This is a genomic window from Modestobacter italicus, from assembly GCF_000306785.1.
Taxonomy (GTDB): Bacteria; Actinomycetota; Actinomycetes; order Mycobacteriales; family Geodermatophilaceae; genus Modestobacter; species Modestobacter italicus.
In genome coordinates this window covers 1,075,097-1,101,182 of record NC_017955.1, presented here as the reverse complement: position 1 = coordinate 1,101,182, position 26,086 = coordinate 1,075,097, and the positions used below count along the sequence as shown (strand labels likewise).

At 76.3% G+C, this 26,086-nt stretch carries 27 protein-coding genes; 11 read left to right on the top strand and 16 right to left on the bottom strand.

Translation table 11 applies throughout. From position 1 onward, the window contains the following. Positions 1-8 precede the first annotated feature (8 nt). Positions 9-386 (top strand): thiol-disulfide oxidoreductase DCC family protein, encoded by a 378-nt coding sequence (locus tag MODMU_RS05300; protein ID WP_014739157.1) that lies wholly within the window; start codon positions 9-11, stop codon positions 384-386. On the opposite strand, the gene MODMU_RS05295 is transcribed toward MODMU_RS05300, so the two are convergent. Continuing rightward, positions 387-992 carry a GDSL-type esterase/lipase family protein gene (locus tag MODMU_RS05295; protein ID WP_014739156.1) on the bottom strand — a complete coding sequence of 202 codons (606 nt, stop codon included), beginning with the start codon at positions 990-992 and terminating at the stop codon, positions 387-389. A 43-nt stretch (positions 993-1,035) separates the two neighbouring features. Beyond that, positions 1,036-1,233 carry a hypothetical protein gene (locus tag MODMU_RS05290; RefSeq protein ID WP_014739155.1) on the bottom strand — a complete coding sequence of 66 codons (198 nt, stop codon included), beginning with the start codon at positions 1,231-1,233 and terminating at the stop codon, positions 1,036-1,038. Positions 1,234-1,313: 80 nt separating this feature from the next. On the opposite strand from MODMU_RS05290, the gene MODMU_RS05285 reads away from it, so the two are divergent. Together MODMU_RS05285 and MODMU_RS05280 are read left to right on the top strand one after the other, a co-directional pair. Further along, on the top strand, positions 1,314-1,703 hold the full coding sequence (locus tag MODMU_RS05285; RefSeq protein ID WP_014739154.1) for a VOC family protein: 390 nt from the start codon (positions 1,314-1,316) through the stop codon (positions 1,701-1,703). 10 nt (positions 1,704-1,713) lie between these two features. Further along, positions 1,714-2,103: an MmcQ/YjbR family DNA-binding protein gene (locus MODMU_RS05280; protein ID WP_014739153.1), complete on the top strand. Its 390-nt coding sequence runs from the start codon at positions 1,714-1,716 to the stop codon at positions 2,101-2,103. A 2-nt stretch (positions 2,104-2,105) separates the two neighbouring features. Here the strand turns inward: MODMU_RS05280 and MODMU_RS05275 are convergent, their stop codons facing one another. Further along, a complete protein-coding gene (locus MODMU_RS05275) occupies positions 2,106-3,113 on the bottom strand; it encodes an adenosine deaminase (RefSeq protein ID WP_014739152.1) in 1,008 nt (335 codons plus the stop codon). Between the two features lie 22 nt (positions 3,114-3,135). Beyond that, a complete protein-coding gene (locus MODMU_RS05270) occupies positions 3,136-4,599 on the bottom strand; it encodes an MFS transporter (RefSeq protein WP_041795984.1) in 1,464 nt (487 codons plus the stop codon). Between the two features lie 179 nt (positions 4,600-4,778). On the opposite strand from MODMU_RS05270, the gene MODMU_RS05265 reads away from it, so the two are divergent. Beyond that, positions 4,779-6,044: a C40 family peptidase gene (locus MODMU_RS05265; protein WP_014739150.1), complete on the top strand. Its 1,266-nt coding sequence runs from the start codon at positions 4,779-4,781 to the stop codon at positions 6,042-6,044. Here MODMU_RS05265 and MODMU_RS05260 read toward each other — a convergent pair. Then, positions 6,041-7,018 (bottom strand): LLM class flavin-dependent oxidoreductase, encoded by a 978-nt coding sequence (locus MODMU_RS05260; RefSeq protein WP_014739149.1) that lies wholly within the window; start codon positions 7,016-7,018, stop codon positions 6,041-6,043. The genes MODMU_RS05265 and MODMU_RS05260 overlap by 4 nt on opposite strands. A 140-nt stretch (positions 7,019-7,158) precedes the next feature. On the opposite strand from MODMU_RS05260, the gene MODMU_RS05255 reads away from it, so the two are divergent. After that, complete coding sequence (locus tag MODMU_RS05255; RefSeq protein WP_014739148.1) at positions 7,159-7,566, top strand: hypothetical protein; 408 nt, start codon at positions 7,159-7,161, stop codon at positions 7,564-7,566. Here the strand turns inward: MODMU_RS05255 and MODMU_RS05250 are convergent. Next, positions 7,557-8,339: a glycoside hydrolase family 16 protein gene (locus MODMU_RS05250; RefSeq protein ID WP_014739147.1), complete on the bottom strand. Its 783-nt coding sequence runs from the start codon at positions 8,337-8,339 to the stop codon at positions 7,557-7,559. The two genes, MODMU_RS05255 and MODMU_RS05250, sit on opposite strands and share 10 nt — an antisense overlap. Before the next feature lie 260 nt (positions 8,340-8,599). Here MODMU_RS05250 and MODMU_RS05245 point away from each other — a divergent pair, with 260 nt between their 5' ends. Beyond that, complete coding sequence (locus tag MODMU_RS05245) at positions 8,600-9,949, top strand: reverse transcriptase family protein (protein WP_014739145.1); 1,350 nt, start codon at positions 8,600-8,602, stop codon at positions 9,947-9,949. On the opposite strand, the gene MODMU_RS05240 is transcribed toward MODMU_RS05245, so the two are convergent. The 4 genes from MODMU_RS05240 to MODMU_RS05225 form a co-directional block, all read right to left on the bottom strand. After that, positions 9,946-10,551 (bottom strand): LURP-one-related family protein, encoded by a 606-nt coding sequence (locus MODMU_RS05240; protein ID WP_014739144.1) that lies wholly within the window; start codon positions 10,549-10,551, stop codon positions 9,946-9,948. The two genes, MODMU_RS05245 and MODMU_RS05240, sit on opposite strands and share 4 nt — an antisense overlap. A 55-nt stretch (positions 10,552-10,606) precedes the next feature. Beyond that, positions 10,607-11,680 carry a glycosyltransferase family protein gene (locus tag MODMU_RS05235; protein WP_014739143.1) on the bottom strand — a complete coding sequence of 358 codons (1,074 nt, stop codon included), beginning with the start codon at positions 11,678-11,680 and terminating at the stop codon, positions 10,607-10,609. A gap of 65 nt (positions 11,681-11,745) precedes the next feature. Next, complete coding sequence (locus MODMU_RS05230) at positions 11,746-12,792, bottom strand: glycosyltransferase (protein ID WP_014739142.1); 1,047 nt, start codon at positions 12,790-12,792, stop codon at positions 11,746-11,748. Beyond that, the gene (locus MODMU_RS05225; RefSeq protein ID WP_014739141.1) at positions 12,789-13,868 is read right to left on the bottom strand and encodes a glycosyltransferase family 9 protein; all 1,080 of its coding nucleotides are present in this window, start codon (positions 13,866-13,868) and stop codon (positions 12,789-12,791) included. Before MODMU_RS05225 ends, MODMU_RS05230 begins: the two co-directional genes overlap by 4 nt. A 67-nt stretch (positions 13,869-13,935) precedes the next feature. Here MODMU_RS05225 and MODMU_RS05220 point away from each other — a divergent pair, with 67 nt between their 5' ends. Together MODMU_RS05220 and MODMU_RS05215 are read left to right on the top strand one after the other, a co-directional pair. Continuing rightward, a complete protein-coding gene (locus MODMU_RS05220) occupies positions 13,936-15,180 on the top strand; it encodes a glycosyltransferase (protein WP_014739140.1) in 1,245 nt (414 codons plus the stop codon). Beyond that, positions 15,177-16,982, top strand: coding sequence for a glycosyltransferase (locus MODMU_RS05215; RefSeq protein WP_014739139.1), 1,806 nt, complete (start codon positions 15,177-15,179; stop codon positions 16,980-16,982). The genes MODMU_RS05220 and MODMU_RS05215 overlap by 4 nt, the downstream gene beginning before the upstream one ends. A gap of 4 nt (positions 16,983-16,986) precedes the next feature. On the opposite strand, the gene MODMU_RS05210 is transcribed toward MODMU_RS05215, so the two are convergent. From MODMU_RS05210 to MODMU_RS05200, 3 genes are read right to left on the bottom strand one after another with little or no spacing between them, the layout of a single operon-like run. Next, positions 16,987-18,198 carry a glycosyltransferase gene (locus MODMU_RS05210; protein WP_014739138.1) on the bottom strand — a complete coding sequence of 404 codons (1,212 nt, stop codon included), beginning with the start codon at positions 18,196-18,198 and terminating at the stop codon, positions 16,987-16,989. A 1-nt stretch (position 18,199) separates the two neighbouring features. Then, the gene (locus MODMU_RS05205; protein ID WP_014739137.1) at positions 18,200-19,315 is read right to left on the bottom strand and encodes a zinc-binding dehydrogenase; all 1,116 of its coding nucleotides are present in this window, start codon (positions 19,313-19,315) and stop codon (positions 18,200-18,202) included. After that, a complete protein-coding gene (locus MODMU_RS05200; RefSeq protein ID WP_014739136.1) occupies positions 19,312-20,286 on the bottom strand; it encodes a Gfo/Idh/MocA family protein in 975 nt (324 codons plus the stop codon). The genes MODMU_RS05205 and MODMU_RS05200 overlap by 4 nt, the downstream gene beginning before the upstream one ends. A gap of 140 nt (positions 20,287-20,426) precedes the next feature. Between MODMU_RS05200 and MODMU_RS05195 the strand changes: the two genes are divergently transcribed. Then, on the top strand, positions 20,427-21,155 hold the full coding sequence (locus MODMU_RS05195; protein WP_014739135.1) for an enoyl-CoA hydratase/isomerase family protein: 729 nt from the start codon (positions 20,427-20,429) through the stop codon (positions 21,153-21,155). Between the two features lie 117 nt (positions 21,156-21,272). Then, positions 21,273-21,455 carry a hypothetical protein gene (locus MODMU_RS05190; RefSeq protein WP_014739134.1) on the top strand — a complete coding sequence of 61 codons (183 nt, stop codon included), beginning with the start codon at positions 21,273-21,275 and terminating at the stop codon, positions 21,453-21,455. Between the two features lie 46 nt (positions 21,456-21,501). On the opposite strand, the gene MODMU_RS05185 is transcribed toward MODMU_RS05190, so the two are convergent. Continuing rightward, positions 21,502-22,491 (bottom strand): SDR family oxidoreductase, encoded by a 990-nt coding sequence (locus tag MODMU_RS05185; RefSeq protein ID WP_014739133.1) that lies wholly within the window; start codon positions 22,489-22,491, stop codon positions 21,502-21,504. Between the two features lie 202 nt (positions 22,492-22,693). Here MODMU_RS05185 and MODMU_RS05180 point away from each other — a divergent pair, with 202 nt between their 5' ends. Next, positions 22,694-23,572 carry a helix-turn-helix transcriptional regulator gene (locus MODMU_RS05180; protein ID WP_014739132.1) on the top strand — a complete coding sequence of 293 codons (879 nt, stop codon included), beginning with the start codon at positions 22,694-22,696 and terminating at the stop codon, positions 23,570-23,572. Between the two features lie 22 nt (positions 23,573-23,594). Here the strand turns inward: MODMU_RS05180 and ychF are convergent, their stop codons facing one another. Both ychF and MODMU_RS05170 read right to left on the bottom strand, forming a co-directional pair. Then, positions 23,595-24,668: a redox-regulated ATPase YchF gene (gene ychF / locus MODMU_RS05175; RefSeq protein WP_014739131.1), complete on the bottom strand. Its 1,074-nt coding sequence runs from the start codon at positions 24,666-24,668 to the stop codon at positions 23,595-23,597. A gap of 20 nt (positions 24,669-24,688) precedes the next feature. Next, positions 24,689-25,894, bottom strand: a complete 1,206-nt coding sequence (locus tag MODMU_RS05170; RefSeq protein ID WP_014739130.1) for an HNH endonuclease signature motif containing protein — start codon at positions 25,892-25,894, stop codon at positions 24,689-24,691. Positions 25,895-26,086 lie beyond the last annotated feature (192 nt).

Below are 26,086 nucleotides of genomic sequence, written 5' to 3'. Positions count from 1 at the left end.
TGGGACCCGTGCCCGCCCCCACGCTCGTCTTCGACGGCGACTGCGCCTTCTGCACCCGCTCGGCCGACCTCGCCCGTCGCGTGCTGCCCGCCGACGTCCAGGTCGTCCCCTGGCAGTGGACCGACCTGGCCGCCGCCGGGGTCACCGAGGAACGTGCCCGGTCCGAGGTGCTGTGGATCGGCCCGGACGGCGCGGTGGCCGGCGGTGCGCCGGCGGTGGCCCTGGCGCTCCGGGCAGCCGGCGCGCCGTGGTCGCTGGCCGGCGTGCTGCTCTCGCTGCCGCCGCTGCGCTGGGTGGCTCCTTTCGTCTACCGGCTGGTCGCGGCCAACCGGCACCGGCTGCCCGGTGGCACCGCGGCCTGCCGGATGCCCCCGCCGGCGGCCTGATCAGGCGGCGTCGTCCTCCCGGCGGGTGACCAGCTCGAGCAGCCGCGGCGCGAGCGCGTCGGCCACCAGCGCGTAGCCGGCCGAGGAGGGATGGAACCGGTCGGCGGAGAACAGCGACGGGTCGCCGGCGAACCGGGCGGTGAGCTCCGGCGGGACCGGGACGACGACTCCCCCGGCGGCCTCCGCGGCGGCGGTCTGCCGGGCCCGCGACTGGTCGCAGATGCCGGCCACCACGGCGCGGAACGCCGGCGGGACCCAGGCCACCGAGGAGAGGTCCGGCGTCGGGACGACGAGCACCTCGGTGCCGCGGGCGCGCAGCTCGCGCACCGCTGCACCGAGTGCGGCCGCGGCCCGGGCCGGCGGCACCTGGCGGGTCAGGTCGTTCGCACCGACGACCAGCAGCGCCAGGTCCGCGTCGACGGCGGCGGCCCGCTGGAGCTGCGCGGCGAGGTCGAGGGAGGTGGCGCCGGGCACCGCGACGACGTGCAGCTCGACGGTGGAGCCGGCCTCGGTCAGCGCGCGGGTCAGCCGGGCGCCGAGGGTGTCCTGCGGGCCGGTGGCACCGGTGCCGAAGGCGAGCGAGTCACCGAGGACGAGGAAGCGCATGCCTGGTGCAACCGCCCCCGCCCCGGGCCTCATCCCGGCTCCGTCAGCCGCCCTGGGCGAAGAGGGCAGCGGCCTGGGCGTCGTCCACGAACGGGTACTTGACCTTGAACTGGGCGAGCGCGTCCGGCACCGAGAGCACGTGCGTCTCCCGCCTCCCCGTCGCGTCGACGGTCTGCACGGTGACCATGTCGCCGTTGATGGGCACCCAGTGGGTCTCGGCGTAGTCGGTGAACACGTTCATGCCGCCATCCTGACCGCCGGCCCGATGAGTTCGGCCGGCCGGGGCGGTCTCCACCGCGACCACCACCTCGGGAGGACGTCATGACCAGCAGCACCCGCACCCACCTCACCGCCGTGCACACCGTGGCCGTGCCGGTCACCGACCAGGACCGGGCGCTGGCCTTCTACGCCGGCGTCCTGGGCTGCGAGGTGCGGCTCGACGGCTCCTACGGTCCCGGCGCCCGGTGGCTGGAGGTCGCGCCGCCCGGTGCCTCGACCACGCTCGCGCTGGTCCGCCGGGAGGACGGGACGTCCGGCATGGACACCGGCATCCGGCTGGCGACGACGGACGCCGCGGCCGACCACGCCGCCCTGCGCGCCGCCGGGGCCGACGTCGACGCCGAGCTGATCGACATGGGGCCGCAGGTCCCGCCGATGTTCACCTTCCGCGACCCGGACGGGAACACGCTGGTCGTCGTGCAGACGCCGTAGCGTCCGCGCCGTGGCCACCTGGGACGACGTCGCACGGCTCGCCCTCGCCCTGCCGGAGGCGACCGAGGGCCCCACGCACGGCGGCAACCGCAGCTGGCGGGTGCGGGACAAGCAGTTCGCCTGGCAGCGGCCGCTGCGGCCCCGGGACCTCGCCGAGCTGGGGGACGCCGCACCGGCCGGCCCGGTGCTGGGCGCGTACGTCCCGGACGTCGGGGCGCGCACGGCGCTGATCGCCGACTCGCCCGCGATCTACTTCACCACCGCGCACTTCGCCGGCCCCCCCTCGGTGCTCGTCCGGCTCGCCGAGATCGACGCCGCCGAGCTCGCGGAGCTGCTGGACGAGGCGTGGGCGTGCCGGGCGCCCCGGCGGCTGGTCGCCGAGCGCCGCGGGGCCGGCTGAGCTCAGCCGGCCTCCGCGGCCGTGGCCACCGCCGCCAGGTGCCGCTGCTTGTCCGCCTCGGGCAGGAAGCTGGCCCGGAAGCTGTGCTCCGCCAGCGACCGCCGCTCCGCGGCACCCAGGCCGAGCGCCCGGCTGACCGCGACGGTGTTGTCGTGCAGGTAGCCGCCGAAGTAGGCCGGGTCGTCGGAGTTGACGGTGACCAGCAGGCCGTCGTCCAGCATCGCGCGCAGCGGGTGCGCCGCCAGGTCGGGCACCGCCCGCAGGGCGACGTTGGACAGCGGGCACACCGTCAGCGGGACCTGCTCCTCGCGCAGCCGGGCCACCAGCGCGGGGTCCTCGATGCTGCGGATCCCGTGGTCGACCCGTTCGACGCCCAGGGCGTCCAGCGCGCCGAGCACGTAGCCGGGCGGCCCCTCCTCCCCCGCGTGCGCGACCCGGTGCAGGCCCTCGTCGGCGGCGAGTGCGTAGGCGCGCCGGAACAGCTCGGGCGGGAAGCCCACCTCGGCGCTGTCCAGCCCCACCCCGATGACCAGGTCGTGCCACGGGCGCAGCCGGGGAACCAGGGCCTCGGCCTCCGCCGGGTCGCGGTCGCGCAGGAAGCAGGCGATCAGCCGGGCGCTGAGCCCGTGCCGCTCCTCCGCCGTCCGGAATGCCTCGGCCAGGCCGTCGAGGACGACCTCCAGCGGCACGCCGCGGCTGGTGTGCGCCTGCGGGTCGACGAACACCTCCGCGTGCCGCACCCCCTGCGCCGCGGCCCGGGTCAGGTAGGCCTCGGCCAGGTCGGTGAAGTCCTGCGGCTGCTGCAGCACCTCGCTGAGCTCGTAGTAGAGGTCCAGGAAGGACGGCAGGTCGCTGAAGGAGTACGCCCGGCGCAGCGACGCCAGGTCCGGGTGGGGCAGCCGGACCCGGTTGCGCCGGGCCAGCTCGACCGCCAGCTCCGGCTCGAGGGTCCCCTCGATGTGCAGGTGCAGTTCCGCGGTGGGCAGCGCCGCGGGGACGGGCGAGGACATGGGCGGACGGTAGCCGCCCCGGTCAGCCACCCGCGGGCCGGCGGTGCACGTCCCGGACGGCGAGCACCAGCGCGGCCACGGCGAACACGACGCTCACCGTGAGGCCGGACGCGTAGGCGCGCCCGTAGTCGGCCTGCCGCCCCGCACCGCCGGCCGCCGCGCCGGAGACCGAGGCGTAGAAGACCGCGGTGATGACCGCGGCGCCCACGGCGTTGCCGAAGCGCTGCGCGGTCTGCAGCACCCCACCGGCGGTCGACCCGCCGCGGACGTCGACCTCGGCCAGGGACAGCGCCTGGTTGGGTGTGATCACCGAGCCGCCGCCCAGGCCGGCGACCAGCAGCGCCGGGGCCATCGCCACCGCCACCGTCCCGGGTTCGACGTCGCCGGCCAGCGCCAGCGCCAGCACCGCGGCCGCCGCCACGCCGACCAGGAACAGGCCGAGCGCGACGACGAGGACCCGCTGCCCGAGCCGGGCCACCAGCCGGCCGCCGACCGGCGCGGACAGGGCCGCACCGACCGCGTAGGACGACGCGGTCAGCCCCGACTGCAGCGGGCTGTAGCCGAGGCCCTCCTGGAGGAAGAGCGCCAGGACCAGCGGGGTGCCGGTGTAGGCGCAGAAGAAGAGCACGGCCAGCACGGTGCCGTCGGTGAAGGACCGGATCCGGAACAGCGCCAGGTCCACCAGGGGGTACCCGCGGCGGCGTCCCGGGCCCCGCTCCCAACCCACGAAGCCGGCGAGCACCGCGAGCGCCGGGAGGAGCAGCAGCGCCAGCCGGAGGTCGTGGTCGGCGTCGTACTGGACGACCGGGAACAGCAGCCCGAGGACGCCGACCGCCAGCAGCGCGGCGCCGGGCAGGTCCAGCGGCCGGGAGGTGTCCCGGGGCGGCGGCGAGGGCAGCAGCCGGGCGCACAGCACCAGCGCCAGCAGGCCCACCGGCACGTTGACCAGGAAGCACAGCCGCCAGCCGTGCTCCGGCCCGCCCAGGGCGATCAGGGCGCCGCCGACGACCGGGCCGGCGGCGGTCGCGATGCCCACGGCCGCCCCGATCGTGCCGAACGCCCGGCCGCGCTCGCGCTGCGGGAACAGCTGCTGCACCAGGCCGGAGACCTGCGGGTTGACCAGCCCGCCGGCCAGTCCCTGCAGCACCCGGCCGGCGATCAGCACCCCCGGCGTGGGGGCCAGCCCGACCAGCGCGCTGCAGACGACGAAGGCGGCGATCCCGATCAGCAGCACCCGCCTGCGGCCGCGGTCGTCACCCAGCCGGCCACCGATGATCGGCACCATCCCGAAGGCGAGCGCGTACCCCGAGACCACCCACTGCAGCTCCGAGGGACCCGCGCCGGTGCTCGCGCCGATCGAGGGCAGCGCGACGGTGACGATGCTGACGTCCAGCAGCGTCATGAACAGCGCGGAGACGCAGACGCCGAGGGCCACCCACCGCCGCGGGTCGAGCTGCTCGGTGTCCTCCGGGGCGGTGCTGGTCACGGTCGGCATCCTCCAGCGGCCACCACCGGGCCGCCCGCTCAGCGACCGGGCTCGTCCCGGGTCGTCAGTTGCTTGTGCCAACTCATTGTCGTCCCGCGCTCAAGGAGTCCGGCGCACCGGCCGATCTGGTCCTGGGTCACCCGATCAGGTGACCGTCCAGCGGAAGGGGAGCAGCGGACATGGGCACGCAGGCAACCACCCCGGCACGGTCCGGCACCCGGCTGGCCCGGTCGGTCGCGACGATCGCCGTCGCCGCCGCCCTGGGCCTCGGGGTCACGCCCGGCACCGCCGGCGCCGCCCCGACGAACCCCAGCGACACCCAGCTGAGCCAGGCGCAGCAGGCCAAGGCCGACGCCGCCGCGCAGGTCGGCGCGCTGTCCGCCGCCCTCGCCGCCGCCCAGGCCCAGGTGGACGACGCCCGCGCCCGGTCGGCCATCGCGCTGGACACCTTCCAGGGCCGGCAGGCCGAGTACGAGGCCGCGCAGGCGACCGCCGACGAGGCCGCGGCCGCGGCCCAGCGCGCCCGGGACGACCTGGCCGCCGCGCAGGCCGACCTCGCCGACTTCGCCCGGCAGGGCTACCTGCAGGGCAGCACCTCACCCACGCTCGAGGCCCTGATGACCGCCGAGGGGCCGGCGCAGATCGTCGAACGGGCCGCGCTGCTGGAGGCCGCGGGCGCCCACCAGGGCAGCGTCGTCACCGCGGTGACCGCCGCCGAGCAGCAGGCCACCGCCGCCGACCTCACCGCGCAGACCGCGCTCGCCCAGGCGGCCACCCTCCAGCAGCAGGCCGCCGACGCGCTGGCCACCGCCGAGGCGCTCGAGGTGGACGCCCGGCAGCAGGCCGCGGGGCTGGCCGACCGGCAGGCCGCCGTCCAGCGGCAGCTCGAGGAGGCGCAGCGGACGCTGACCGGGCTGGAGGGCGCCCGGGCCGCCGCCGAGCAGTACGCCGCCCAGCAGACCGCCGCCGCTGCCCGCGCGGCCGCCAGCCACTCGGTCTCCTCCGGGGTGGTCACCACCGCCGGTGCCGGCTCGTCCGCCGCCGTCGAGACGGCCATCTCCGCGGCCCGCAGGTGGCTGGGCACGATCTACGCCTGGGGCGGTGGCTCGCTCAGCGGCCCGAGCGTGGGCTGGGGCGTCGACGCCGGCGTCGTCGGCTTCGACTGCTCGGGCCTGACCCGGTACGCCTACGCCCAGGCCGGCATCAGCATCCCGCGCAACAGCAGCGCGCAGTACTCGGCGCTGCCCCGGGTCTCCCGCAGCGACCTGCAGCGCGGTGACCTGGTCTTCTGGGCGACGAACACCAGCAGCCCCGCGACGATCCACCACGTCGCCCTCTACCTGGGCGACGGGCAGGTCCTGGAGGCCCCGGAGAGCGGGTCCCGGATCCGGGTCACCGCGATGCGGTGGAGCGGCTTCATCGGCGGGGCCCGCCCCAGCGCCTAGCTGAGGGCCTCGGCGGTCAGCTCGACCGAGCGGAGCCGGCCCTCCGTCGTCGGCGACTGGTGAGCGACGATCAGCTCGTCGGCGTCGGCCTGCTTGCGGAAGCCGTCCAGGTACTCGCCGACGTCGTGCGGCGTGCCCACCGCGGCGTAGGTGAACATCGAGCTGACGTGGTGCCCGGCCCCCTGCTCGAGCAGCAGGTCGGCCTCCTCGTCGGTGAAGCTGCGCCCGCGGCCGAACAGCCCGACGGCCATCGTCCGGCGCACCGCCTGCAGGTTCTCCTCCGCCTGGGCGCGGGTGTCGGCGGCGATCACGTTGACGCCGGCGATCACGTGCGGGGCCTCGAGCTCGGCGGAGGGCTGGAACTCCCGCCGGTAGGTGGCGACGGCGGCCTCGAGCGCCTGCGGGGCGAAGTGGCTGGCGAAGGCGTAGGGCAGCCCCAGCGCCGCGGCCAGGTGGGCGCCGAACAGCGACGAGCCGAGCACGTACAGCGGCACGCGCGAGCCCTTGCCGGGGATGGCGTCGACCCCGGGCACCCGGGTCTGCCCGGCCAGGTAGCCCTGCAGCTCCAGCACGTCCTGCGGGAAGGTGTCGGCCGAGTTCGGGTCGCGGCGCAGCGCGTACATCGTGTTCTGGTCCGAGCCGGGCGCGCGGCCCAGCCCCAGGTCGATCCGCCCGGGGTACATCGCGTCGAGCGTGCCGAACTGCTCGGCGATGGTCAGCGGCGAGTGGTTGGGCAGCATGACCCCGCCGGCCCCGAGCCGGATCGACGTCGTCCGCGCGCCCACGTGCGCGATGAGCACGCTGGTCGCCGACGAGGCGATCGTCGGCATGTTGTGGTGCTCGGCGTACCAGACACGACGGTAGCCGTGCTCCTCCGCGCGCTGGGCGAGCGCCACGCTGGCCGCGATGCTGCTGCTGACGGTCTCGCCGCGGGCGATCGGGGCGAGGTCGAGGACGGACAGCGGGATGCGCATGAGGTGCCTTCCGGGTCGAGTACCCGGAGCAACGCGGGAGGCGCCGCCGTCCTTCCCCCCGCCGCCCTTTCGGAACCGCGTCGCGCGTGCCAGGCTGGGGGATCCACCGTGGACGCAACGCCTTCTCCTCAGGAGCAGCCGTGTTGACCCGGAGCACGTACGCACCGGACTACGTCGAGCAGCGGCAAGCCGCCGTCGAGGCCCAGCTGGCCGCCTACCGGAGGCTGGTGACCGAAGCCGCCTGCGCCCCCGAGGCCCTGCACGACTTCGAGCCGGTCTTCTTCAACAACATGGTCATCGCGCTGGAGCACAGCTTCGTCCACCGCGGGCAGGGCCGGGTCGGCGAGCACACCGCCCTCGACGAGGTCGCGCTGATCAGCGAGTCGCTGCACCGCGGCGACACGCTGGTCAACGACCGGCAGATCCGGCTCGACCCGGCACGGACGGTGCTCGGCTACCGGCACGGCGACCGGATCGCCGTCCGCGAGGCCGACTTCGTCGCCCTGGCCAAGGCGTTCTTCGCCGAGCTGGAGGACGCCTACCTGTAGCCCCGGACGACGTCCACGACCAGCTCGGGGACGACGTAGGGCTCCCCCGGCACCGCCCGCTCCGGGAAGTCGAAGACCGCCAGCATCGACTGCATCCGGTAGTCCGGGGTGACCGCCACCGAGCGCACCAGGCGCCCGTCGACGGAGAAGACGGCACCGCCGGGCCGCCAGTCGACCGCGTAGGTGTGGAACTCGGCCACGTCGAGCGCCAGCCGCGGGGCGGCGAAGTCCTCGGCCACCCGCGGGTCCCGGAACGGGTGCGTGCCCATCCCCACGGCGGCGCTGGCCCGGCCGTCGTCGCCCACCCGGACCGCGTCCCCGAAGACCTCGGCCACGCAGATCTCCGCCGAGCGCTCGGGCCGGTCCTCGAAGCCGACCAGCCACCAGGCCGCCATCGACCGGGCGGTCAGGGTCATCCGCGCCCGCACCTCCAACCGGCCGTACGTCGGCGTCCAGCCCGCCTGCGCCGGCTGCTCCTCCCGGACGACCGCGCCCGGCCGCACCGGCTGCTGCCCGACCGTGCTGCCGACCGGGCCGGAGAACACCCCGGACTGGACGCCGGAGACCCGCAGCGGCGGGTGGTCGTCGGGGCACCAGAGCGGGTGGTCCGCGGGCACGGACAGCCGCAGGCAGGAGTCGCGCACCTCGTAGGCGGCCGCAGTGTCCGCCCGCGAGCTCCACTGCGGGAGGTAGTGCGGCACCCAGACGGCGGTGTCGAGGTCCGGTCCGTCGAAGTCGTCGGCGAAGGTCGGCGAGGTCGGCACGGTCGGCATCCTGGAGCCGCCGCCCGCCGCGGGGAAGCCCCCCGACCGCGCGCCGTTCCGGCCCGGCGCCGTCCGCAGGTCACTACGGTTGCCCCGTGCGCGACGGGGAGGGCAGGACGACCGGCAGCAGCCGGTCCCCCCGGGGCAACCCCGGGGCACCGTGAGAAGCCCAGGCACGGCGGCATGAGCCGGACGGCGCGCTCCGCGCACTTCCCGGCACATCGCCCAGGGACAGGCTGGCCTCCCCGTCGCGCACCCGCCCGGCCGGCGTGAGCACCGGACGGCAGGCCGCCGCCACCGCCTCCGGGGTGGCCACCGCGCTGCTGGCCGGGCCGTGGCGCCGCAGGGAGATGGTGCGCCGGGTGGCGGTCGCCCTCGGCCAGGCCCGCGCCGCGACGTGGGTGGGCACGATGGTCGGCGAGGTGCAGACCGGCTACCCCCAGCCGCCGGTCGACCGGCCCCGGGAGCTGGCCCGCTTCCTGCGGACGACGGTGGGCTGGGCCCGCGGGCAGGACGCGACGCCGCCGCCGCGCGTGCTGCGCTGGGAGCCGCGGCCGACCGAGCTGGCCTGGTCCCGCGCCCCGGTCGCCGACCTGCCGGACCAGGCCGCGGTGGCCCGGCTGCTGGACGTCGACGCCGGCGAGCTCGCCTGGTTCGCCGACGCCCGCGGCCTGGAGCGCACCGCGGCCGGGCCGCTGCGGCACTACCGGTGGCACGTCGTCCCGCGCCCGCACGGCGTCCGGCTGCTGGCCGCGCCGAAGCCCCGGCTGAAGGAGGCGCAGCGGCGGCTGCTGCGGCACGTGCTGGCCCGGGTCCCGGTGCACGACGCGGCGCACGGGTGCGTGCCGGGCCGGTCGGTGCGCACCGCGGTCGCCCCGCACGCCGGGTCCCCGGTGGTGCTGCGGATGGACCTGGAGGCGTTCTTCGCCTCGGTCGCGGCCGAGCGGGTGCGCGGGCTGCTGCTCGGCCCGGCCGGGCTGCCGGAGCCGGTCGCGCACGTGCTCACCTCGCTGGTGACGACGGTGGTGCCCGCGCAGGTGTGGCGCGAGGTGCCCGTGCCGCCCGGCGTCGAGGACCGGGAGCGGCACCGCCGGCTGGGCCGGCAGCTCGCCGTGGCCCACCTGCCGCAGGGAGCGCCGACGTCGCCGGCGCTGGCGAACCTGGTGTGCTTCCGGCTGGACCGGCGGCTCGCCGGGCTGGCCGCCTCGTACGGCGCGCGGTACACCCGCTACGTCGACGACCTGACCTTCAGCGGCGGCCCGGCCGTCGGCCGGGACCGCTTCGCCGACCTGGTCACCCGGGTCGTGGCCGACGAGGGGTTCCGGGTGAACGCCGCCAAGACGGCGGCGACCAGTGCCGCCCGCCGCCAGTCGGTGCTCGGCACGGTGGTCAACACCCGGCCCACGCTGCCCCGCCGCGAGCGGGACTCGCTGCGGGCGCTGCTGCACAACTGCGCCGTCCACGGGTGGGCCGGGCAGACCCGCGGCCGCGAGCCCGCGACCTTCCGGGACCACGTGCTCGGCCGGGTGGCGTGGGCGGCGTCGCTGGACCCGGCCTTCGGCGCGCGGCTGCACGCCCTGGCCGAGCGGGTCGACTGGTCGGCCGAACCGGCCGGCTAGCGGCTCTGCAGCGCGTCGAGCGCCACGGCCATCGACGCCGCCACCCGGAAGTCCAGCCGCGGATCGGGCACGGTCACCGTGTACCGGTCGCGGACCGCCTTCTGCCGCTCGCTGACCATCACCGGCCGGCCGGTGGCGGTGTCGGTGAAGTCGAAGTGGAAGACGAAGGGCACCCAGACGTCACCGACGTAGGGCAGCACGTCCCAGACCCGGCGCAGGACGGCCACCGACATGCGGCGCTCCTGCCCGACCGCCTGCAGCCCGGGCACCGACAGGTCCCAGGTGGAGCGCAGCAGGCTGGCGCCGAACTGCTTGCGGAACGACCCCAGCGGCACGCCGCTCTCGTCGAGCACGTCGTGCTCGGCGTGCACGTCCAGCCGCTGGCGGGCCTTGAAGGAGAACACCCGGCGGGTCCGCGACTCGTCGGCGAAGAACTCGACCTCCTCCTTGAGCTTCATCCGCTTCTGCTCGGCGAACGCCAGCAGCTGGCCGTCCCCGCCGTCCGGGGCGACCGCGCGCACCTCGTAGCGGTTGACCATGACCGTGATGCGCTGCTTCACGACGAAGGCCGGCACGACCATCGGGGCGGACGGACCTGTCACTGCTGCTCCTGGGGCTGGGTGGACCTGGCAGCTCATCCTGGCGCACCCGCCCCGCTCAAGCGCCCTTGCGCCGGCTGCGGCTGCGGGTCTCCCGCGCCGACCGCCAGGCGTCGACCCACCGCTCGGCCACGTGCTCGGTGAGGTGGCCGGCCAGCACCGCGGCGTGCGCCGCGGCCGCCTGGTCCCGCCGCCGCTGCGGGTCCTCGATCGCCACCGAGGTCCACTTCGCCCAGTCCCGGGCGGCGCGGGCCCGCCAGCCGAGACCCAGGCGGTCGTACTCGGGGCTCGCCGCCCGCACGCAGGCGACGCCGCGGGCGGAGTACTCCAGCGCCTTGAGCCAGCTCTTGCAGGCGTTGAACCGGTCCAGCCGCAGCGGCGCGATGCCGACGTCGAACAGCTCGCCGAGCACGGTGGCGTAGGCGTCGACGTCGTGCAGCCAGGGCACCTCCGTCGGCTCGTCGGTCAGCCCCATCAGCGCCCGGGCCTCGCCCTTCTGGCCGAGCACGGCGAACCGGCTGCGACCGCGGGTCCGGTCCAGCGCCTGCTGCAGCCCCGACCCCATCTCCTGCAGGTCGTAGGGGTGCCCGTGGGCGCTGCCGGTCCAGCCGACGGTCACCACGTCGGGCTCCCGCTCGTAGGCCGGCGGCAGCTCGGCGATCCGGCGCGGCACGGCGTTGGGGACGACGACGCCGCGGCCGTGGCGGGCGTACTCGGTGAGCAGCGCCGGGGTGGAGACGGTGACCAGGTCGGCCTGCTGGGCGCACTCCAGCGCCCGCCGGCCCATGCCCTGGGTGACCAGCGCCGAGTACGCCGGGGAGCCGAACGGCACGCCCGACAGCAGGTCGTCCATCTCCACCACGACCGCCACTCCCTGCGCCTGCAGGAGCTCGATGCAGCGGAGCATCCCGGCGCTCTTGGGCAGCTGGAGGACGACGACGTCGGCACCCTCGGCGTCCACGGAGACCACCTGCGGCTCGCCGCCGTCGGCGGACTGCACCGTGCGGGTGGACAGCCCGGTCCGGACGACCACCTCGACGTCGGCGCCGAGCTCCCGGACGGCCCGGACCGGTTCGGTGACCCGGTAGTACTCCGAGCCCAGGTGGTTGGCGGACATGATCAGGACGCGCATGTCGGGGACGACTCCTCGCTCGGGGCAGTGCTCCCCGCCGTCATCGGCAGTCGCCGGGCCGGTGGCTACCCCAGCCGGTCCAGCAGGGCGAAGGTGCGCCGGGCCATCAGGTCGGCGCCCAGCTCCCGCTCCGCCCGGGCGCGCGCCCGGGCGCCGAGGTCCCCGCGCCGCCCGGCACCGGCGAGCAGCGGCGCCAGCGCGCCGGCCAGCGCGCCGGCGTCGGCCACCGGGACGACGACGGCGTCCCCGCCCACCGCGGTGCGGACGTCGCCGACGTCGGTGGCCACGCACGGCAGCCCGGCGGCCATGGCCTCCAGCAGCACCAGGGGCAGGGCCTCGTGCCGCGAGGAGAGGCAGAACAGGTCCAGCCCGGCGAGGAAGCCGGGGCCGTCGTCGACGTGGCCGGCGAAGGTCACCGGCAGGCCGGCGGCCGCGGCGCGCAGCTGCTCCTCGTCGCGGCCCCGCCCGCCGATCACCAGCTCCAGCGCGACGCCCTCGTCGACCAGCCGGGCCACCGCCCGCAGCAGGACGTCGAACCCCTTCTGCGCGGTCAGCCGGCCCAGCGCGCCCACCCGCGGCGGCGTCCGGCCGGCCGGTCCGGACGCCACGACCGGCAGGTCCACGCCGTTGGGCACGACGTGCACCCGGTCGGCAGGGACGCCGAGCTCGTCGACCAGCTGGTCGCGCCCACCGGCCGAGGGGCTCAGCACCAGGGAGAGCCGGCCGTAGAGCGCCGCCAGCCGGCGGTGCCGCTCGCCGGTGAGCACGTCCCCGGCCAGGTGCAGGACGCCTGCGGTCGGTGCCACGGTGAGGGCCGCGGCGACGGCGGCGGCGTTGGACCCCGGGTCGACCAGGTTCACCACCACGACGTCCGGGCGCTGCGCCGCGACCGCCGCCGCCAGGTCCGGCGCGGCCGCGCGGTGCCGGGCGAGTGGCACGACCGTTCTCGGGGAGGCCGGCAGCGCCGCCGCGAACCCCGCGGCGACCGGCTCGGTGCACACCAGCGACGCCGTCCAGCCTGCGTCGGCCGCCCGGCGGACCAGGTGGGTCTGGTAGACCTCCGCGCCGCCCCAGGCGTCGGAGTCGGCGACGAAGGTGACCCGGCGGCTCACCCGGCGTGCTCCGCGAGGAGCTGCCGGGCCGCGGTGAGGACGTCGCCGACCCGGACCGACGCGGCGCACCGGAAGTCGATCGGGCAGACCAGGTGCGGGCACGGCGCGCAGGGGACGTCGGCGACCACGGCGCGGTGCCGCGGCCCGCGGTGCGCCCAGCGGACCGGGTCGCCGGGCAGGAACACGGTGACGCTGGCCGCGCCCACCGCCGCGGCCAGGTGCGCGGAGCCGGTGTCGTTCCCGACGAGCAGCGCGCTGTCGCGCAGCAGCGCGGCCAGCCCGCCGAGGCCGGTCTCCCCGGTGAGGTCGGTGACCGGCGCGTGCATCGCGTCCCGCACCGCGCTGCTGTTCGCCCGCTCCCCCGCCACCCCGGTCAGCACCACGTCCCAGCCGTCGGCGGCCAGCGCGTCGCCGACGGCGGCGTACCGCTCCACGGGCCACCGCCGGGTGGGCGAGGAGGCGCCCGGGTGCAGGACGACGTACCGCCCCGGCCGCAGGCCCGCCGCCGCCGTGGTCGCGGCGTGCGCCGCCTCGTCCTCCGCCGTCACCGGGAAGTACATGACCGGCGGTGGCCCCGGCGGGAGGCCGAGGTGCTCGAGGAGCCGCAGGTGCCGGTCGGCCTCGTGCAGCTGCACCGGGTAGCGCAGGTGCAGCGGGGCAGCGGCCGGAGGCGGCTCCCACCCGGTCGGCGCGAACCCGCCGACCAGCCGGGCGCCCAGGGCACCGGTCACCGCGTTGGCCGCCGGCCGGTCGCCGTACACCTGCAGGGCCAGGTCGAACCGCCGCTGCGCCGCCGCGGCGGCGAAGGCCGGCCAGCCCGCGGGGTCGGGGGTGCGCTCGGGGATGCCCTCGGCGCCGGGGAAGGGCAGCAGCTCGTCGACGCCGTCGGCGAGGCGGGCGACGACCGGCGCCATCTCCGGCCAGGTGATCAGCGTGACGCGCAGGTCCGGCCGGAACTCCCGCAGCCGGCGCAGCGCGGGGGCGGAGCAGAGCAGGTCGCCCAGCCCGACGCGCAGCCGGACGAGCGCCACCCGCCGCACCGCGGGGTCGGCCAGCGGGGCGGTCACGAGAGCCATCCTGCCGGGCCTCGCGGCAGGTCGCACCGCGTGTTGTACTGCGGGCCCCGCACTCCCGGAGGTGGTCGTGGGCAGCCTGACCGGCAACGGCGTCGGCCTGCACGTGCTGCGGCTGTGCAGCGTCTTTGAACCCGCGCCGGCCCCGGGCGGCTCCGCCGTCGCGGGCCGGGCGGCCCGGTTCGACCCGATCGGCGGGATGCAGAACCACACCGCGGCGCTGACCCGCTGCCTGGACGCGCTGGGGCACCGGCAGACGGTCCTCACCTCCCGGCTGGCCGGCCCGCGGCGCACCGACCGCCTCGGCCGCGCCGCGGTCGTGCACCGCACCGGGGTCGCGACCACCCGGCTGCGGCAGCTGTGGGCGCTGGCCGCGCTCCCCCGGGCGCTCGCCCACCCGGCCGGCACCCCGGCGATCGACGTGGTGCACGCCCACCAGGGCGAGGACCTCGCGACGCTGGTGCTGGCCCGCGCCGCGGCCCGGCGGCACCGCTGCCCGCTGGTGGTGACCGTGCACTGCAGCGTCGGCCACACCCTGGCCGGCCGCACCCTGCACGTGCGGCTGCTCCGCGCGGTCGGTGGCTGGATCGAGCGGACGACGCTGCGCCGGGCGGACGCCGTCGTGGTGCTGACCGAGCGGACCGCGGCGGCGCTGCGGGCCGACGGCGTGCCGGCCGGCCGGATCGCGGTCGTCCCCTCCGGCTTCGAGCCCGCGCTGTTCGCCGCGCCCGACACCGGGGCCGGCGCGGAGCCGGCCCGGCTGCGGATCGGCTACGTCGGCCGGCTCGCGGCGCAGAAGCGGGTCGATTTGCTCGTCACCGCGTTCGGGCGGATGACCGAGGACGCCGACCTGGTGGTCGTCGGCGACGGCCCGGAGCGCGCGCGGGTGCACCGGCTGGTCGAGCAGAGCCCGGCGGCCGACCGGATCCGGACCACCGGGTTCGTCGAGCACTCCGCCGTCCCGGGGGTGCTCGCGTCGCTGGACGTGCTGGTGCTGCCCTCGGCCTACGAGGAGATGGGCTCGGTGCTCACCGAGGCGATGGCGGCCGGGCTGCCCGTGGTGGCCAGCGACGTCGGCGGCATCCCGGAGGTCGTGCGGCACGGGGAGACCGGGCTGCTGGTGCCGCCCGGCGACGTCGCCGCGCTGGCCGCTGCACTCGACCGGCTGGTGGCCGACCCCGGGCTGCGCGACCACCTCGCGGCCGGGGCCCGGCGCCGCGCGGCGGACTACTCGTGGCCGTCCCTGGCCGCCCGCGTCGCGGAGCTGTACCGCCGGGTGCGGAGCGGGGACGTGGCGCAGCCGACCGCTGCATGAGCCCGCCGCGGGTCGCCGTCCTCGTGCCGGTGCACGACCAGTCCGCGTTCCTGCCCCGGGCGCTGGACGGGCTGCTGGCCCAGCACCTGACCGACTGGGAGGCCGTCGTCCTGGACGACGGCTCCCCCGACCCCGAGGCCGTGCGGGAGGTCGTGGCCGGGCTGCCCGACCCGCGGGTGCGGCTGCTCTGCCGGCCGGTCAACCGCGGCCTCGGCGCGACGCTCAACGCCGGGCTGGACGCCACCGCCGCGCCGCTGGTCGCCTACCTGCCCGCCGACGACGTCTGGGCGCCCAGCCACCTGACCGCGCTGGTGGCCGCGCTGGCGGACCCGGCGGTCGCGCTGGTCTGCGCCGGCCTCACCGAGCCCGCCGGGACGCCCTACGCCCAGCTGGTCCAGGTGGCGCACCGCCGCACGCCCGACCGGTGGACCGAGCGGGCCGAGCTGGAGACCGACGACCTGGACCGGCTCCTCTGGGCGCGGGTCCGCGCCCACGGCCGGACGGCGGGGACCGGCTCGGTCACCTGCACCTGGACCCGGCACCCCGGGCAGCGGTCGCGGGCGATCCGGGAGTCCACCGACGGCGGGCTGAACGTGTTCCGCAGCCGCTACCGGGTTCCCCAGCCGCTGCGGTTCGCCTCCACCGACGGCGGTGAGGTCGACGAGGTCGCCCGCTACTCCCGGTTCCGGGCGCAGCAGCACCCACCCGCCGACGGGCTGAGCGTGCTGCTGGTCGGGGAGCTGGCGTTCAACCCGGAACGGGTGCTGGCGCTGCGCGAGCGCGGGCACCGGCTCACCGGGCTGTGGACCACCGACGGCCTGGGCGACGCCACCGTCGGCCCGCTGCCCTTCGGGCACGTGCCCGACCTGGACCGCGACCGCTGGCCGGGCGCCGTCCGGGAGCTGCGACCGGACGTGGTGTGGGCGCAGCTGAACTGGCGGGCGGTCCCGTTCGCGCACGCGGTGCAGTCCGCCTTCCCCGACCTGCCGTTCGTCTGGCACTTCAAGGAGGCGCCGCAGCGCAGCGTGCTGCGCGGCGAGTGGCCGCTGCTCGCCGACCTGGTCCGCCGGGCCGACGCCTGCCTGTTCGCCACCGACGAGGAGCGGGACTGGTTCGCCGCAGCCCTCCGCGGGCGGGTGGACCCCGCTCGGCTCGGGGTGCTCGACGGCGACCTGCCCAAGCGGGACTGGCTGGACGCCCCGTTCAGCCGGAAGCTCTCCGCCGACGACGGCGCGCCGCACACCGCGGTCGTCGGCCGGCCCGCCGGCCTGGACGCGGCCTGGCTGCTGGACCTGGCCCGGCGCGGAGTGCACACCCACCTGTACGGCCAGGTCCGGGCGCCGGGCCCGAAGGGCTCGTGGACCGGCTGGCTGGCGGAGGCGCTGGCGACCGCCCCGGAGCACGTGCACGTGCACCCGGCGGTGGGCCCGGAGGAGTGGGTGGCCGAGCTGTCCCGGTACGACGCCGGCTGGCTGCACCGGTTCACCAGCACCAACGGCGGGGACCTGCGCCGCGCCAGCTGGGACGACCTCAACTCCCCCGCCCGGCTGCCCGTGCTGCTGGCCGCCGGGCTGCCGGTGCTGCAGCAGGCCAACCCGGGGTCGACGGTGTCCGTGGAGCGGGTGCTGCGCCGGGACGGGACCGGGCTGTTCTACCGCTCCGCCGACGAGGTGGCCGCCGTGCTGGCCGAGGAGCTGGGGACCGGCAGCGGGGCCGCCGCCGCCCTCGCGGTGCGCGAGGAGCACACCTTCGACGCCCACGCCGACCGGCTGCTCGAGCTGTTCGCCTCGGTGGCCCGGTGACCGCTCAGCCGCGGACCGCGGCGTAGCGGTCCAGCAGCGCGCGCACGTGGTCGGCCGGGTCGTGCCGCTCCCGCACCCGGGCCCAGGCCGCCCGGCCCGCCGCGGCGGCGACGTCCGGGCGGTCGAGCAGCCCGGTCACCGCCGCCGCCAGCGCCGGGGCGTCACCCGGCGGGACGAGCCGACCGGTGACGCCGTCCTCGACCAGCTCGGGGATGCCGCCCACCGCCGACGCCACCACCGGGACGCCCTGCGCGCCGGCCTCCAGCACGGCCATCGGGCAGTTCTCCCACCACAGCGCCGGCAGCACGGCCGCCGCCGCGCCCCGCAGCTCCCGGCGGACGACGTCCGGCGGCTGGGCGCCGAGCACGTCGACCGGCAGGGCCTCGGCCGCCACCCGGGCCCGGACCTGCCCCTCCAGCCGGCCGGACCCCAGCAGCCGGACCCGGACGCCCGCCGGCAGCCGGGCGGCGGCGTCCAGCAGCGTGCCCACGCCCTTCTCGGCGACCAGCCGGCCGGCGTAGAGGACGTACGGCGGCTCCGCCGGTGCCCGGCGCGGCTCGTCCGCGGCCACCACCGGGTTGGTGAGCACGTGCACCCGGGCGGCGGGCAGGCCACCGTCGACGACCCGGTCGCGGAGGAACGCGCTGGGGGCGACGAAGGCGTCGACCCGGTCGTAGAGCCCGCGGGCCCGGGCGGCCCAGGAGTCCGCGGCGGCCGCGACCGAGCGCCAGCGGGAGCCCTCCAGGCAGCGGTGCCGCAGCACCTCGAGGTGCCGGCCGGGCAGGCACCCGGTGCACGGCGCCCCCTCGGCGAACAGCCGGTAGCCCGGGCAGACCGGCTTGTAGTCGTGCAGCGTCATGACCGTCGGGACCCCGCGCCGGCGCAGCGCGTCCAGCACCGACGTGGTCAGCCGCTCGAACACGTGGTGCACGTGCGCCACGTCGGGGCGGACCTCGTCGACGACGGCGGCCAGCGCCCGGTAGGCGCGGGGCGACCAGGTGCCCGCCCAGGCCTCCCCGAACCGGGTGCGCGCGCGGCTGCCGGCCGCGGCGGGCAGCCGGTCCCGGACCGGGGTGGGCAGCGTGCGCTCCTCGGCCACCGCGAAGGGCACCACCTCGTGCCCGGCCCGGCGGAGCAGGTCGGCGGTGAGCACCAGCACCGTCTCCGCGCCGCCCGGCCCGTCGGTCCAGTGGTTGCCCACCAGCAGGACGCGCACCTCAGCCGGGTTCGGCGAACCGCAGCACCGCCTGCAGCGGGGGGCTGGCCAGCCGGCGGGCGGCGATGTCGGCCAGCAGCGCAGGGCCGTCGTCGAACGGGACGACGTCGGTGACCAGGTGCCGGCGGACCTCGTCCCCCCGGTCGCGCAGCAGGTCGAGGGTGGCGGCCGCCAGCGCCGTCCGCGGCCAGGCGCCGCCCATCCCCCGCGGCACCCGGGAGATCTGCGCGCAGACGACGGACAGCCCGTTGTGGTGGAACTCCTCGCCGAGCCGGACCGCCCCGGCGCCGCCCTGGTGGAAGCCCAGGTCGACGACGACGCCCTGCGGCCGCAGCGCCTTGAGCGCGGTGGCCAGCGCGGTGTCGTGGCCCTGGCACTGCAGGACGACGTCGGCCCCGGCGTCGCCGGGCCCGTGCTGCCAGCGCTGCTTGGCCGCCCACCACGCCTCGCCGCCGGTGTCGTCGAGCACCTGCAGGCCGAGCGCCTCGGCGACCCGGCGGCGGTCGGCGGAGGGCTCGACGACGAGTACCTCCGCGGCGCCGTGCCGCTCGGCGAGCATCGCGGTGACCAGCCCGATCACCCCGCCGCCGGTGACCAGGACGTGCTGCCCGCGGACCCCGTCGGCCAGCCCGGCGCCCGGCCCGGCGAGCGCGGCGGCGGCGTGCAGCAGCCCGTTGACGCAGATCGGGCCCATCTGCGCGAGGTAGACCCCCAGCAGCGGATCCAGGTCGTCGGGCACCGGGATCACGGCGCTGCGGGCCGGGTCGGCGCAGCGGCCGGTGCGGTGGCCGTAGGCCATCGCGACCACGGTGCCCTCGGCCAGGTCCGCCGTCCGGCTCTCCAGGACCCGCCCGACCTCCATGTAGCCCAGGCCCGGGACCGGGTAGCCGGCGAGCGGTGCGCCGGGCGCCCCGAACGACCGCGTCCCGATGTCCCAGCCGACCTGGTGGTGCGGGTCGGTGCCGCGGACCAGCGCCGCCTCGGTGCCGGCGCTGACGCCGCTCCAGAGGGTGTGCACCCACGCCTGACCGTCGTCCGGCTCGGGCTCGACGTCGTCCAGGACCACCGGGCGCCCCGGCTCGGCGACACCGATCGCGCGGACCTGCCGCCCGCTCACGCCGGCACCCCGGCGGGCTGGGCCAGCTCGACGACGCCGTCCCCGGCGGCGGCCGCGGCCACCGCGCTCACCAGCCGGTGGGTGCGCAACGCCTCGGCGTACGGGGCCCGGACGTCGTCGCCCTCACCGCGCACCGCGGCGACGAACGCCCGGTCCTCGGCCGCGATCGGGTCGACCTGCCGGTCGAGGGTGCGCTCGCCGTCGGCGTCGGAGACGACGAGCTGGTGCTCGGTGAGCCACAGCCCGAGCCCGGGGGCGACCAGCTCGACGCCGATCCGGTGCCCGCGCGGCAGCAGGCAGCTGTTCGAGAACGACCCCACCGCACCGGTGTCGAAGGTGAGCGCCGCGGTGGTCACGTCCAGGATGTCGCCCGGGGCGGAGCCCGACCTCGACCCGACCGCCGCCCCGCCGACGACCTCGCCGACCAGCACGCGGGCCACGTCGAAGAGGTGGGTGGCCTGCTCGACGGTCTGCCCGCCGGACTGCTCCTGCCACGACCACCAGGGCACCCGCGGGGCCTTGTCCAGCCAGGCGGCCAGCACCATCCGCGCCGGGCTGGCGGCGAGCAGCTCGCGGGCGTGCTCGAGGGTGTCCAGGTACCGCCAGTGGTAGCCGACCGCGGTGAGCAGCCCGGCGGACTCGATCCGCGCGGCCAGCCGCTCGGCGGTGGCCAGGTCGGTGGCCAGCGGTTTCTCCACGAACAGCGGCAGGCCCCGGTCGACCGCGGCCTCCTCGACCGCGCCGTGGCCGTGCGGGGGGACGCAGACGTAGAGCGCGTCGAGCTCCTCGGCGTCGAGCAACTGCTGCCAGCCGGGGTGGGCGCGGGCCCCTGCGCGCGCGGCCAGCTGCTCCGCCCGCTCCAGCTGGGGATCGGCCACCCCGACGACCCGGACGTCGTCCAGCGTGCTCAGCGAGTCCAGGTGCCGGCCGCCGATGAACCCGGCGCCGACCAGCCCGATGCGTGTGGTCACGCCCGCCGGGTGCCCGGGCGCACACCCGCCCAACCACGGCGTTCCCGGCGCTGCTCACCCGAACGTGCCGTCGTCGTGCTCGTCGGGACGGCGGGGCCGCCGTGGGACCACGCGCGCCCCGGTGCGTGGATCATGGCCCGATGCTGATCACCGAGGAGCGGGACGACGGCGCCGTCCTGCGGATCGAGCACGGCCGGGTCGGTGCCCTCGACGTGGAGCTGCTGGACGCCCTCACCGAGGCCGTGAGCGCATCCGACCGGGCGCTGGTCATCACCGGCACCGGCTCGTCCTTCTCCGCCGGGGTGGACCTGCGCCGGATCCTGGAGGGCCGCCGGCCGTACACCGAGGCGCTGCTGACGGCGCTGTCCCGCACCTACCGCGCCGTGTTCGACCACCCGCGGCCCACGGTCGCGGCGGTCAACGGGCACGCGATCGCCGGCGGCTGCGTGCTCGCCCTGGCCTGCGACCTGCGGCTGATGTCGGGCGGACGGATCGGGTTGACCGAGCTGGCAGTCGGCGTCCCCTTCCCGACCACCGCCCTGGAGGTCGTCCAGCACGCGCTCGGCCCGCGCACCGGCCGGGTGCTGCTCGGTGGGCAGCTCGAGGACCGTGAGCACGCGCTGGCCCTGGGGATGGTCGACGAGCTCACCGAGCCCGGCGAACTGGTGCCGCGGGCGGTCGCGCTCGCTGCCGAGCTGGCCGCCCGGTCGCCGGAGGCCTACCGGCTGGCCAAGGTCCAGCTGCACCGCCAGGCGAACGCGGCGATCGAGGCCACCGCCGGCGGTGACGCGGCCGTCCTCGCCGGCTGGGCCTCCGACGACACCCGACTGCGGATCGAGGCCGCGCTCGCGGCGCTGTCCCGGCGCTGACCACCGGGACCACCGGCCGTGGGACGGACCGACATCCGCCGATGACCTCGGTGCCGCAGAACGGTCATACCTGTGACCTAGCGTGCAGCTCGCAGACGCCGAAGCCAGGAGGTCGTCATGAGCCCGACCGTTGTCAGCCTCGACCAGCTCGACCACGACATCGCGGTCGCCTACATCGCGCTCGGCGTGGCCCGCAGCTCGTGGGACCGGTGCCCGAGCGCGGAGAACGCGCACGCCGTCGACGAGGCGGAGAGCTGCGTGAACCGCCTGCTCGACGATCGGTTCGCGGCCCAGCAGTGACCCCCGGGGACGGCGCCCTGATCTCGCCGGGCCGGTCGCCGCGGACTCAGGCCGGCTGACCGTGCTCGGCACGCAGGCCGAGGGCGGGGCCCGCGGTCCCGTCCGGGAACGACACCCCCGTCAGCTGCTCCGACAGGCGCCAGATGCGCTGCGCGTCCTCGGCGCTCCGGAGCGGCCGGTACAGCTCCTGCTCGGCCGGCGGGCCGCTCATGTGCCGGAACCGGCTGGGCCCGTAGAAACGGCTCCCAGCGGCGTCCGGCGACGTGGCGGCGAGCAGCGCGGGGAGGGCGGCGGTCTCCGGCGTCCCGGCGACGCCGAGCGCCGACAGCCGCCTGATCAGCCGGATCTCGCGCGACTCCGAGGGCCGGCCGATGCCGGGCTGGGCCGAGAGCAGGTTCGTCGGCGCGATCCCGGGGTGGGCGAGGTTGCTCGTCAGGCCCCAGCCGTGCGCCCGGCTGCGGCGGTCGAGCTCGAGGGCGAAGAGGCCGACGGCGATCTTCGACGAGCTGTAGGCGCGCATCGGGTGGTACGAGCGCTCCCAGTCCAGGTCGTCCCAGTGGACGGCGTTGCTGTTCGCGGCCACGCTGGTCTGCGAGGTGACGCGCGCCCGGCCGGCGCGCAGCAGCGGCATCAGGTGCGCCACGAGGGCGACGTGCCCGAGGTGGTTGGTCCCGAGCTGCAGCTCGTGCCCGTCGACCGTCGTCCGCCGCTCCGGCGGGGTCATCACCCCGGCGTTGGCGATCAGGACGTCGACCGGGCGGCCCTCGGTGAGCAGGGCGGCGGCGAAGGCGGCGACCGAGTCGAGCGAGGCGAGGTCGAGGGCGTGCAGGGTGACGGTCGCCCCGGGGACCCGGGCGCGGATGTGGGCGACGGCCGCCTCGCCCTTGCCGCGGTCCCGGACCGGGAGGACCAGGTCGGCGCCGGCCGCGGCGAGCCGGCGGGCGATGACCAGGCCGATGCCGTCGCTCCCCCCGGTGAGCACCGCTCGTCGTCCCGAGAGGTCGGGGACGGTGATGTCGATCGTCGTGCGGGCCATGCTGGGCTCCTGTCGTCGAGGTGCGCTGGTCGCGCCGTGGCACCACCGTCGCCCGTCCCGCGGCCGGGAGGCAGGGCTCGCTGATCCCCCCGTCCGGGTCGCGGAGAGGGGGATCGACGGGCCGTGGCTGTGCCGGCGCAGCACCGGTAGACAGGGCTGCGCCGCCCGACGAGGCGGGCGGACGTCGTGCAGGAGGAGACACGTGGTGATCGACCGAGCCGGGTTGGCCGGGTTCCTGCGGGGTCGCCGAGAGGCGCTGCAGCCCGAGGACGTCGGCCTGCTCCGCGGGCCGCGCCGCCGGACCGCCGGCCTGCGCCGGGAGGAGGTCGCCGTCCTCTGCCACATGTCGACCGACTACTACACGCGGATCGAGCGCGAGCGCGGCCCGCAGCCCTCGGCGCAGATGATCGCCTCAATCGCGCAGGGGCTGCACCTGTCCCTCGACGAGCGCGACCACCTGTACCGGCTGGCCGGGCACCAGCCGCCGCAGCGGGGGGCGAGCAGCGAGCACGTGAGCCCGGGCCTGCTGCGGATCTTCGACCGCCTCGGCGACACCCCCGCCGAGATCGTCACCGAGCTCGGCGAGACGCTGCGCCAGACACCGCTGTCGGTGGCCCTCACCGGCGACGCGACGCGGTACACCGGCCCGGCGCGGAGCCGGGGTTACCGCTGGTTCACCGACCCGTCGGCCCGGCTGCTGCACGTGGCGGAGGACCGGGCGCACCTGTCCCGCATGTACGCCGCCGGGCTCCGCGCCCTCTTGGCGGTGCGCGGGCCCGGGTCACGGGCGGCGCAGCTGACCGACCTGCTGCTGGAGCGCAGCGAGGAGTTCCGCGTGCTGTGGGAGACGCACGAGGTGGGCATCCACCCGGACGAGGTCAAGCGCTACGAGCACCCCGAGGTCGGCCGGCTCGAGCTGAACTGCCAGACGCTCGTCGACCCGGACCAGGCCCACCGGTTGATGGTCTACACGGCAGTGCCCGGCACCGAGAGCCACGAGAAGCTGCAGATGCTCGCGGTGATCGGCACCCAGTCGCTCAGCTCACCGAGCCTCGGCGGCGCAGACCCCGGGGACTCCTGACCTTGCGGCGTCCCGGGCCCGGTCACACGTTGAAGCGGAACTCCACGACGTCGCCGTCGGCCATGACGTAGTCCTTGCCCTCGATCCGCACCCAGCCGCGGGACTTGGCCTCGGCCATCGAGCCGGCCTCCATCAGCTGGTCGAAGCTGACGACCTCGGCCTTGATGAAGCCGCGCTGGAAGTCGGTGTGGATGACGCCGGCCGCCTGCGGAGCAGTGGCGCCGACCGGGATCGTCCAGGCCCGCGACTCCTTGGGGCCGGCGGTCAGGTAGGTCTGAAGCCCCAGCGTGCGGAAGCCGACCCGGGCCAGCTGGTCGAGGCCCGGCTCGTCCTGGCCGATGGAGGCCAGCAGCTCAGCTGCCTCGTCGGCGGGCAGCTCGATCAGCTCGGACTCGGTCTGCGCGTCGAGGAAGATCGCCTCGGCCGGGGCGACCAGCGCCCGCAGCTCGTCGAGCACCTCGGTGTTGGCCAGCTCGTCGGCGTCGACGTTGAAGACGTACAGGAACGGCTTGGTGGTCAGCAGCGTCAGCTCGCGCAGCGGCTCGGGGTCGACGCCGGCGGCGAACAGCGTCGTCCCCTTGTCGAGCACCTCCTGGGCGGCGACGGCAGCGTCGTGCAGCGCCTTGCGCTCCTTGTCCTTCCGCGACTCCTTCTCCAGCCGCGGGATGGCCTTCTCCAGCGTCTGCAGGTCGGCCAGCACCAGCTCGGTGTTGATCGTCTCGATGTCGTCGGCCGGGTCGACCTTGCCCTCGACGTGGACGACGTCGGGGTCGGTGAACACCCGGATCACCTGGCAGATCGCGTCGCTCTCGCGGATGTTGGCGAGGAACTTGTTGCCCAGCCCCTGGCCCTCGCTGGCGCCGCGCACGATGCCGGCGATGTCGACGAAGGACACCGTCGCCGGGATGATCTTCTGCGAGCTGAACACCTCGGCCAGCTTGGCCAGCCGCGGGTCGGGGACGCCGACGACGCCGACGTTGGGCTCGATCGTGGCGAACGGGTAGTTCGCGGCGAGCACGTCGTTCTTGGTAAGCGCGTTGAAGAGCGTCGACTTGCCGACGTTGGGCAGGCCGACGATCCCGATGGTGAGACTCACGGGAGACCAGCTTACGGGCGTCAGACGAGCAGTCTCGGTCCGATGAGGATCTCGGTGCCGTCGGGCCGCCAGGTGTGCCATCGCCCGTCGGGATCTCGTTCGACCCGGAACCCGTGGTGGACCTTGGTGTGGTGCCGTTCGCAGAGCAGCCCGGAGTTGTCCAGGTTGGTCTCCCCACCGTTGATCCAGTGGATCAGGTGGTGGACGTCGCACCAGTGCGTCGGGGCATCGCATCCGGCGAACACGCAGTGCCCGTCGCGGGCCTCGACGGCCTTGCGGAGCCCGGGCGTGACCACCCGGTGGTCGCGGCCCAGGTCCAGCGGGACCCCGTCGGGGCCCATCACGATGCGGGAGATGCTGCCGTCGCAGGCCAGCCAGCGGGCCCGCGCGGCCGAGATCTGCGACCCGAACCCTGTCCTGGCGGCGCCGGGGTTGGTCGCGGGGTCGACGAAGTCGTCCATGTCCAGCCCGAGCACCACGTGCGGCTTCTGCGTCCGCAGCGTGGGCAGGTTCCCGGCAGCCAGCTGGTTGTCGACCAGCTGCACCAGGGCGTCGGCCTGCTGCTGGGCGCGGGTCCGCTCATCACCCTTCGGGCGGGAGGCCTGCACGATCGACTCGATCCCGGCCAGCACCTTCTCGATCCCGACCGCATCCAGGTCGAAGCGGCCGGTGCCGCTGCCATCGGCGTGCCGGGTGACAGTGAACCGCCGTCCCTCGGTGGGGTCGGGCTCGGCCCCGTCGGGGTCGAGGGCCTCCCGGTAGTGGTGCACCACCTGCGGCAACCGCGCGTGAGACTCACTGTGCGCGACAACGACCAGCGCCTGGTCGATGACGCCCAGGTCCACGCCCTGCGCGTCCGCGGCAGCCCGCGCCGCGTCGTCCGCGATCGGCGCGATCGCAGCCACCTGCCCGGCAGTCACCGTGCCGTCGGCAAACGCCGCCGCGGTGGCCGGCAGATGCTCCAAGGCCCGACCCGAGCGCACCATCCGACCGGCTTCGCCAGGGGTGAGATGGCCGTGGCCGCGCAGCCAGGAGGCCATCGTCTTCTTACCGTCATGCTCAGCCGCGCCGGTGGCGTCAGCGTGCCGCACGGTGCGGGTCAGCTCCGCGGCGACCCGATTGGCCAGTTGCAGCAGCGCCGCCGTGCGCGCCAGGACCGCACCCGAGGGCAGCGCGAAGAGGTCCTCAGCGGCGAGCGCATCGAGCGCGGACTGCAACTCGCCCACTGGACACCTCCGCCACGTCTTCGAACACCTGTACGAAGTCTAGCGGAACAAGCACCATCTCGCGACCTGAATCCCCAGGTCAGACGCCTGCCCACAGATCCGGAGACGCCCTTGACAAGGTGCCGCGGAAGACGCCGGACCACCGAAAGCGCGCCTTTGGCGGAGGGGCAGTGAGCCGGGCGTCAGGAGGCC

Bases quoted from the DNA above. Each gene is read 5' to 3' on its own strand.
- MODMU_RS05295 (WP_014739156.1), bottom strand. From the start codon at position 992: ATGCGCTTCCTCGTCCTCGGTGACTCGCTCGCCTTCGGCACCGGTGCC.
- MODMU_RS05290 (WP_014739155.1), bottom strand. From the start codon at position 1,233: ATGAACGTGTTCACCGACTACGCCGAGACCCACTGGGTGCCCATCAAC.
- MODMU_RS05285 (WP_014739154.1), top strand. From the start codon at position 1,314: ATGACCAGCAGCACCCGCACCCACCTCACCGCCGTGCACACCGTGGCC.
- MODMU_RS05275 (WP_014739152.1), bottom strand. From the start codon at position 3,113: ATGTCCTCGCCCGTCCCCGCGGCGCTGCCCACCGCGGAACTGCACCTG.
- MODMU_RS05265 (WP_014739150.1), top strand. From the start codon at position 4,779: ATGGGCACGCAGGCAACCACCCCGGCACGGTCCGGCACCCGGCTGGCC.
- MODMU_RS05260 (WP_014739149.1), bottom strand. From the start codon at position 7,018: ATGCGCATCCCGCTGTCCGTCCTCGACCTCGCCCCGATCGCCCGCGGC.
- MODMU_RS05250 (WP_014739147.1), bottom strand. From the start codon at position 8,339: ATGCCGACCGTGCCGACCTCGCCGACCTTCGCCGACGACTTCGACGGA.
- MODMU_RS05235 (WP_014739143.1), bottom strand. From the start codon at position 11,680: ATGCGCGTCCTGATCATGTCCGCCAACCACCTGGGCTCGGAGTACTAC.
- MODMU_RS05225 (WP_014739141.1), bottom strand. From the start codon at position 13,868: ATGGCTCTCGTGACCGCCCCGCTGGCCGACCCCGCGGTGCGGCGGGTG.
- MODMU_RS05215 (WP_014739139.1), top strand. From the start codon at position 15,177: ATGAGCCCGCCGCGGGTCGCCGTCCTCGTGCCGGTGCACGACCAGTCC.
- MODMU_RS05195 (WP_014739135.1), top strand. From the start codon at position 20,427: ATGCTGATCACCGAGGAGCGGGACGACGGCGCCGTCCTGCGGATCGAG.
- MODMU_RS05190 (WP_014739134.1), top strand. From the start codon at position 21,273: ATGAGCCCGACCGTTGTCAGCCTCGACCAGCTCGACCACGACATCGCG.
- MODMU_RS05185 (WP_014739133.1), bottom strand. From the start codon at position 22,491: ATGGCCCGCACGACGATCGACATCACCGTCCCCGACCTCTCGGGACGA.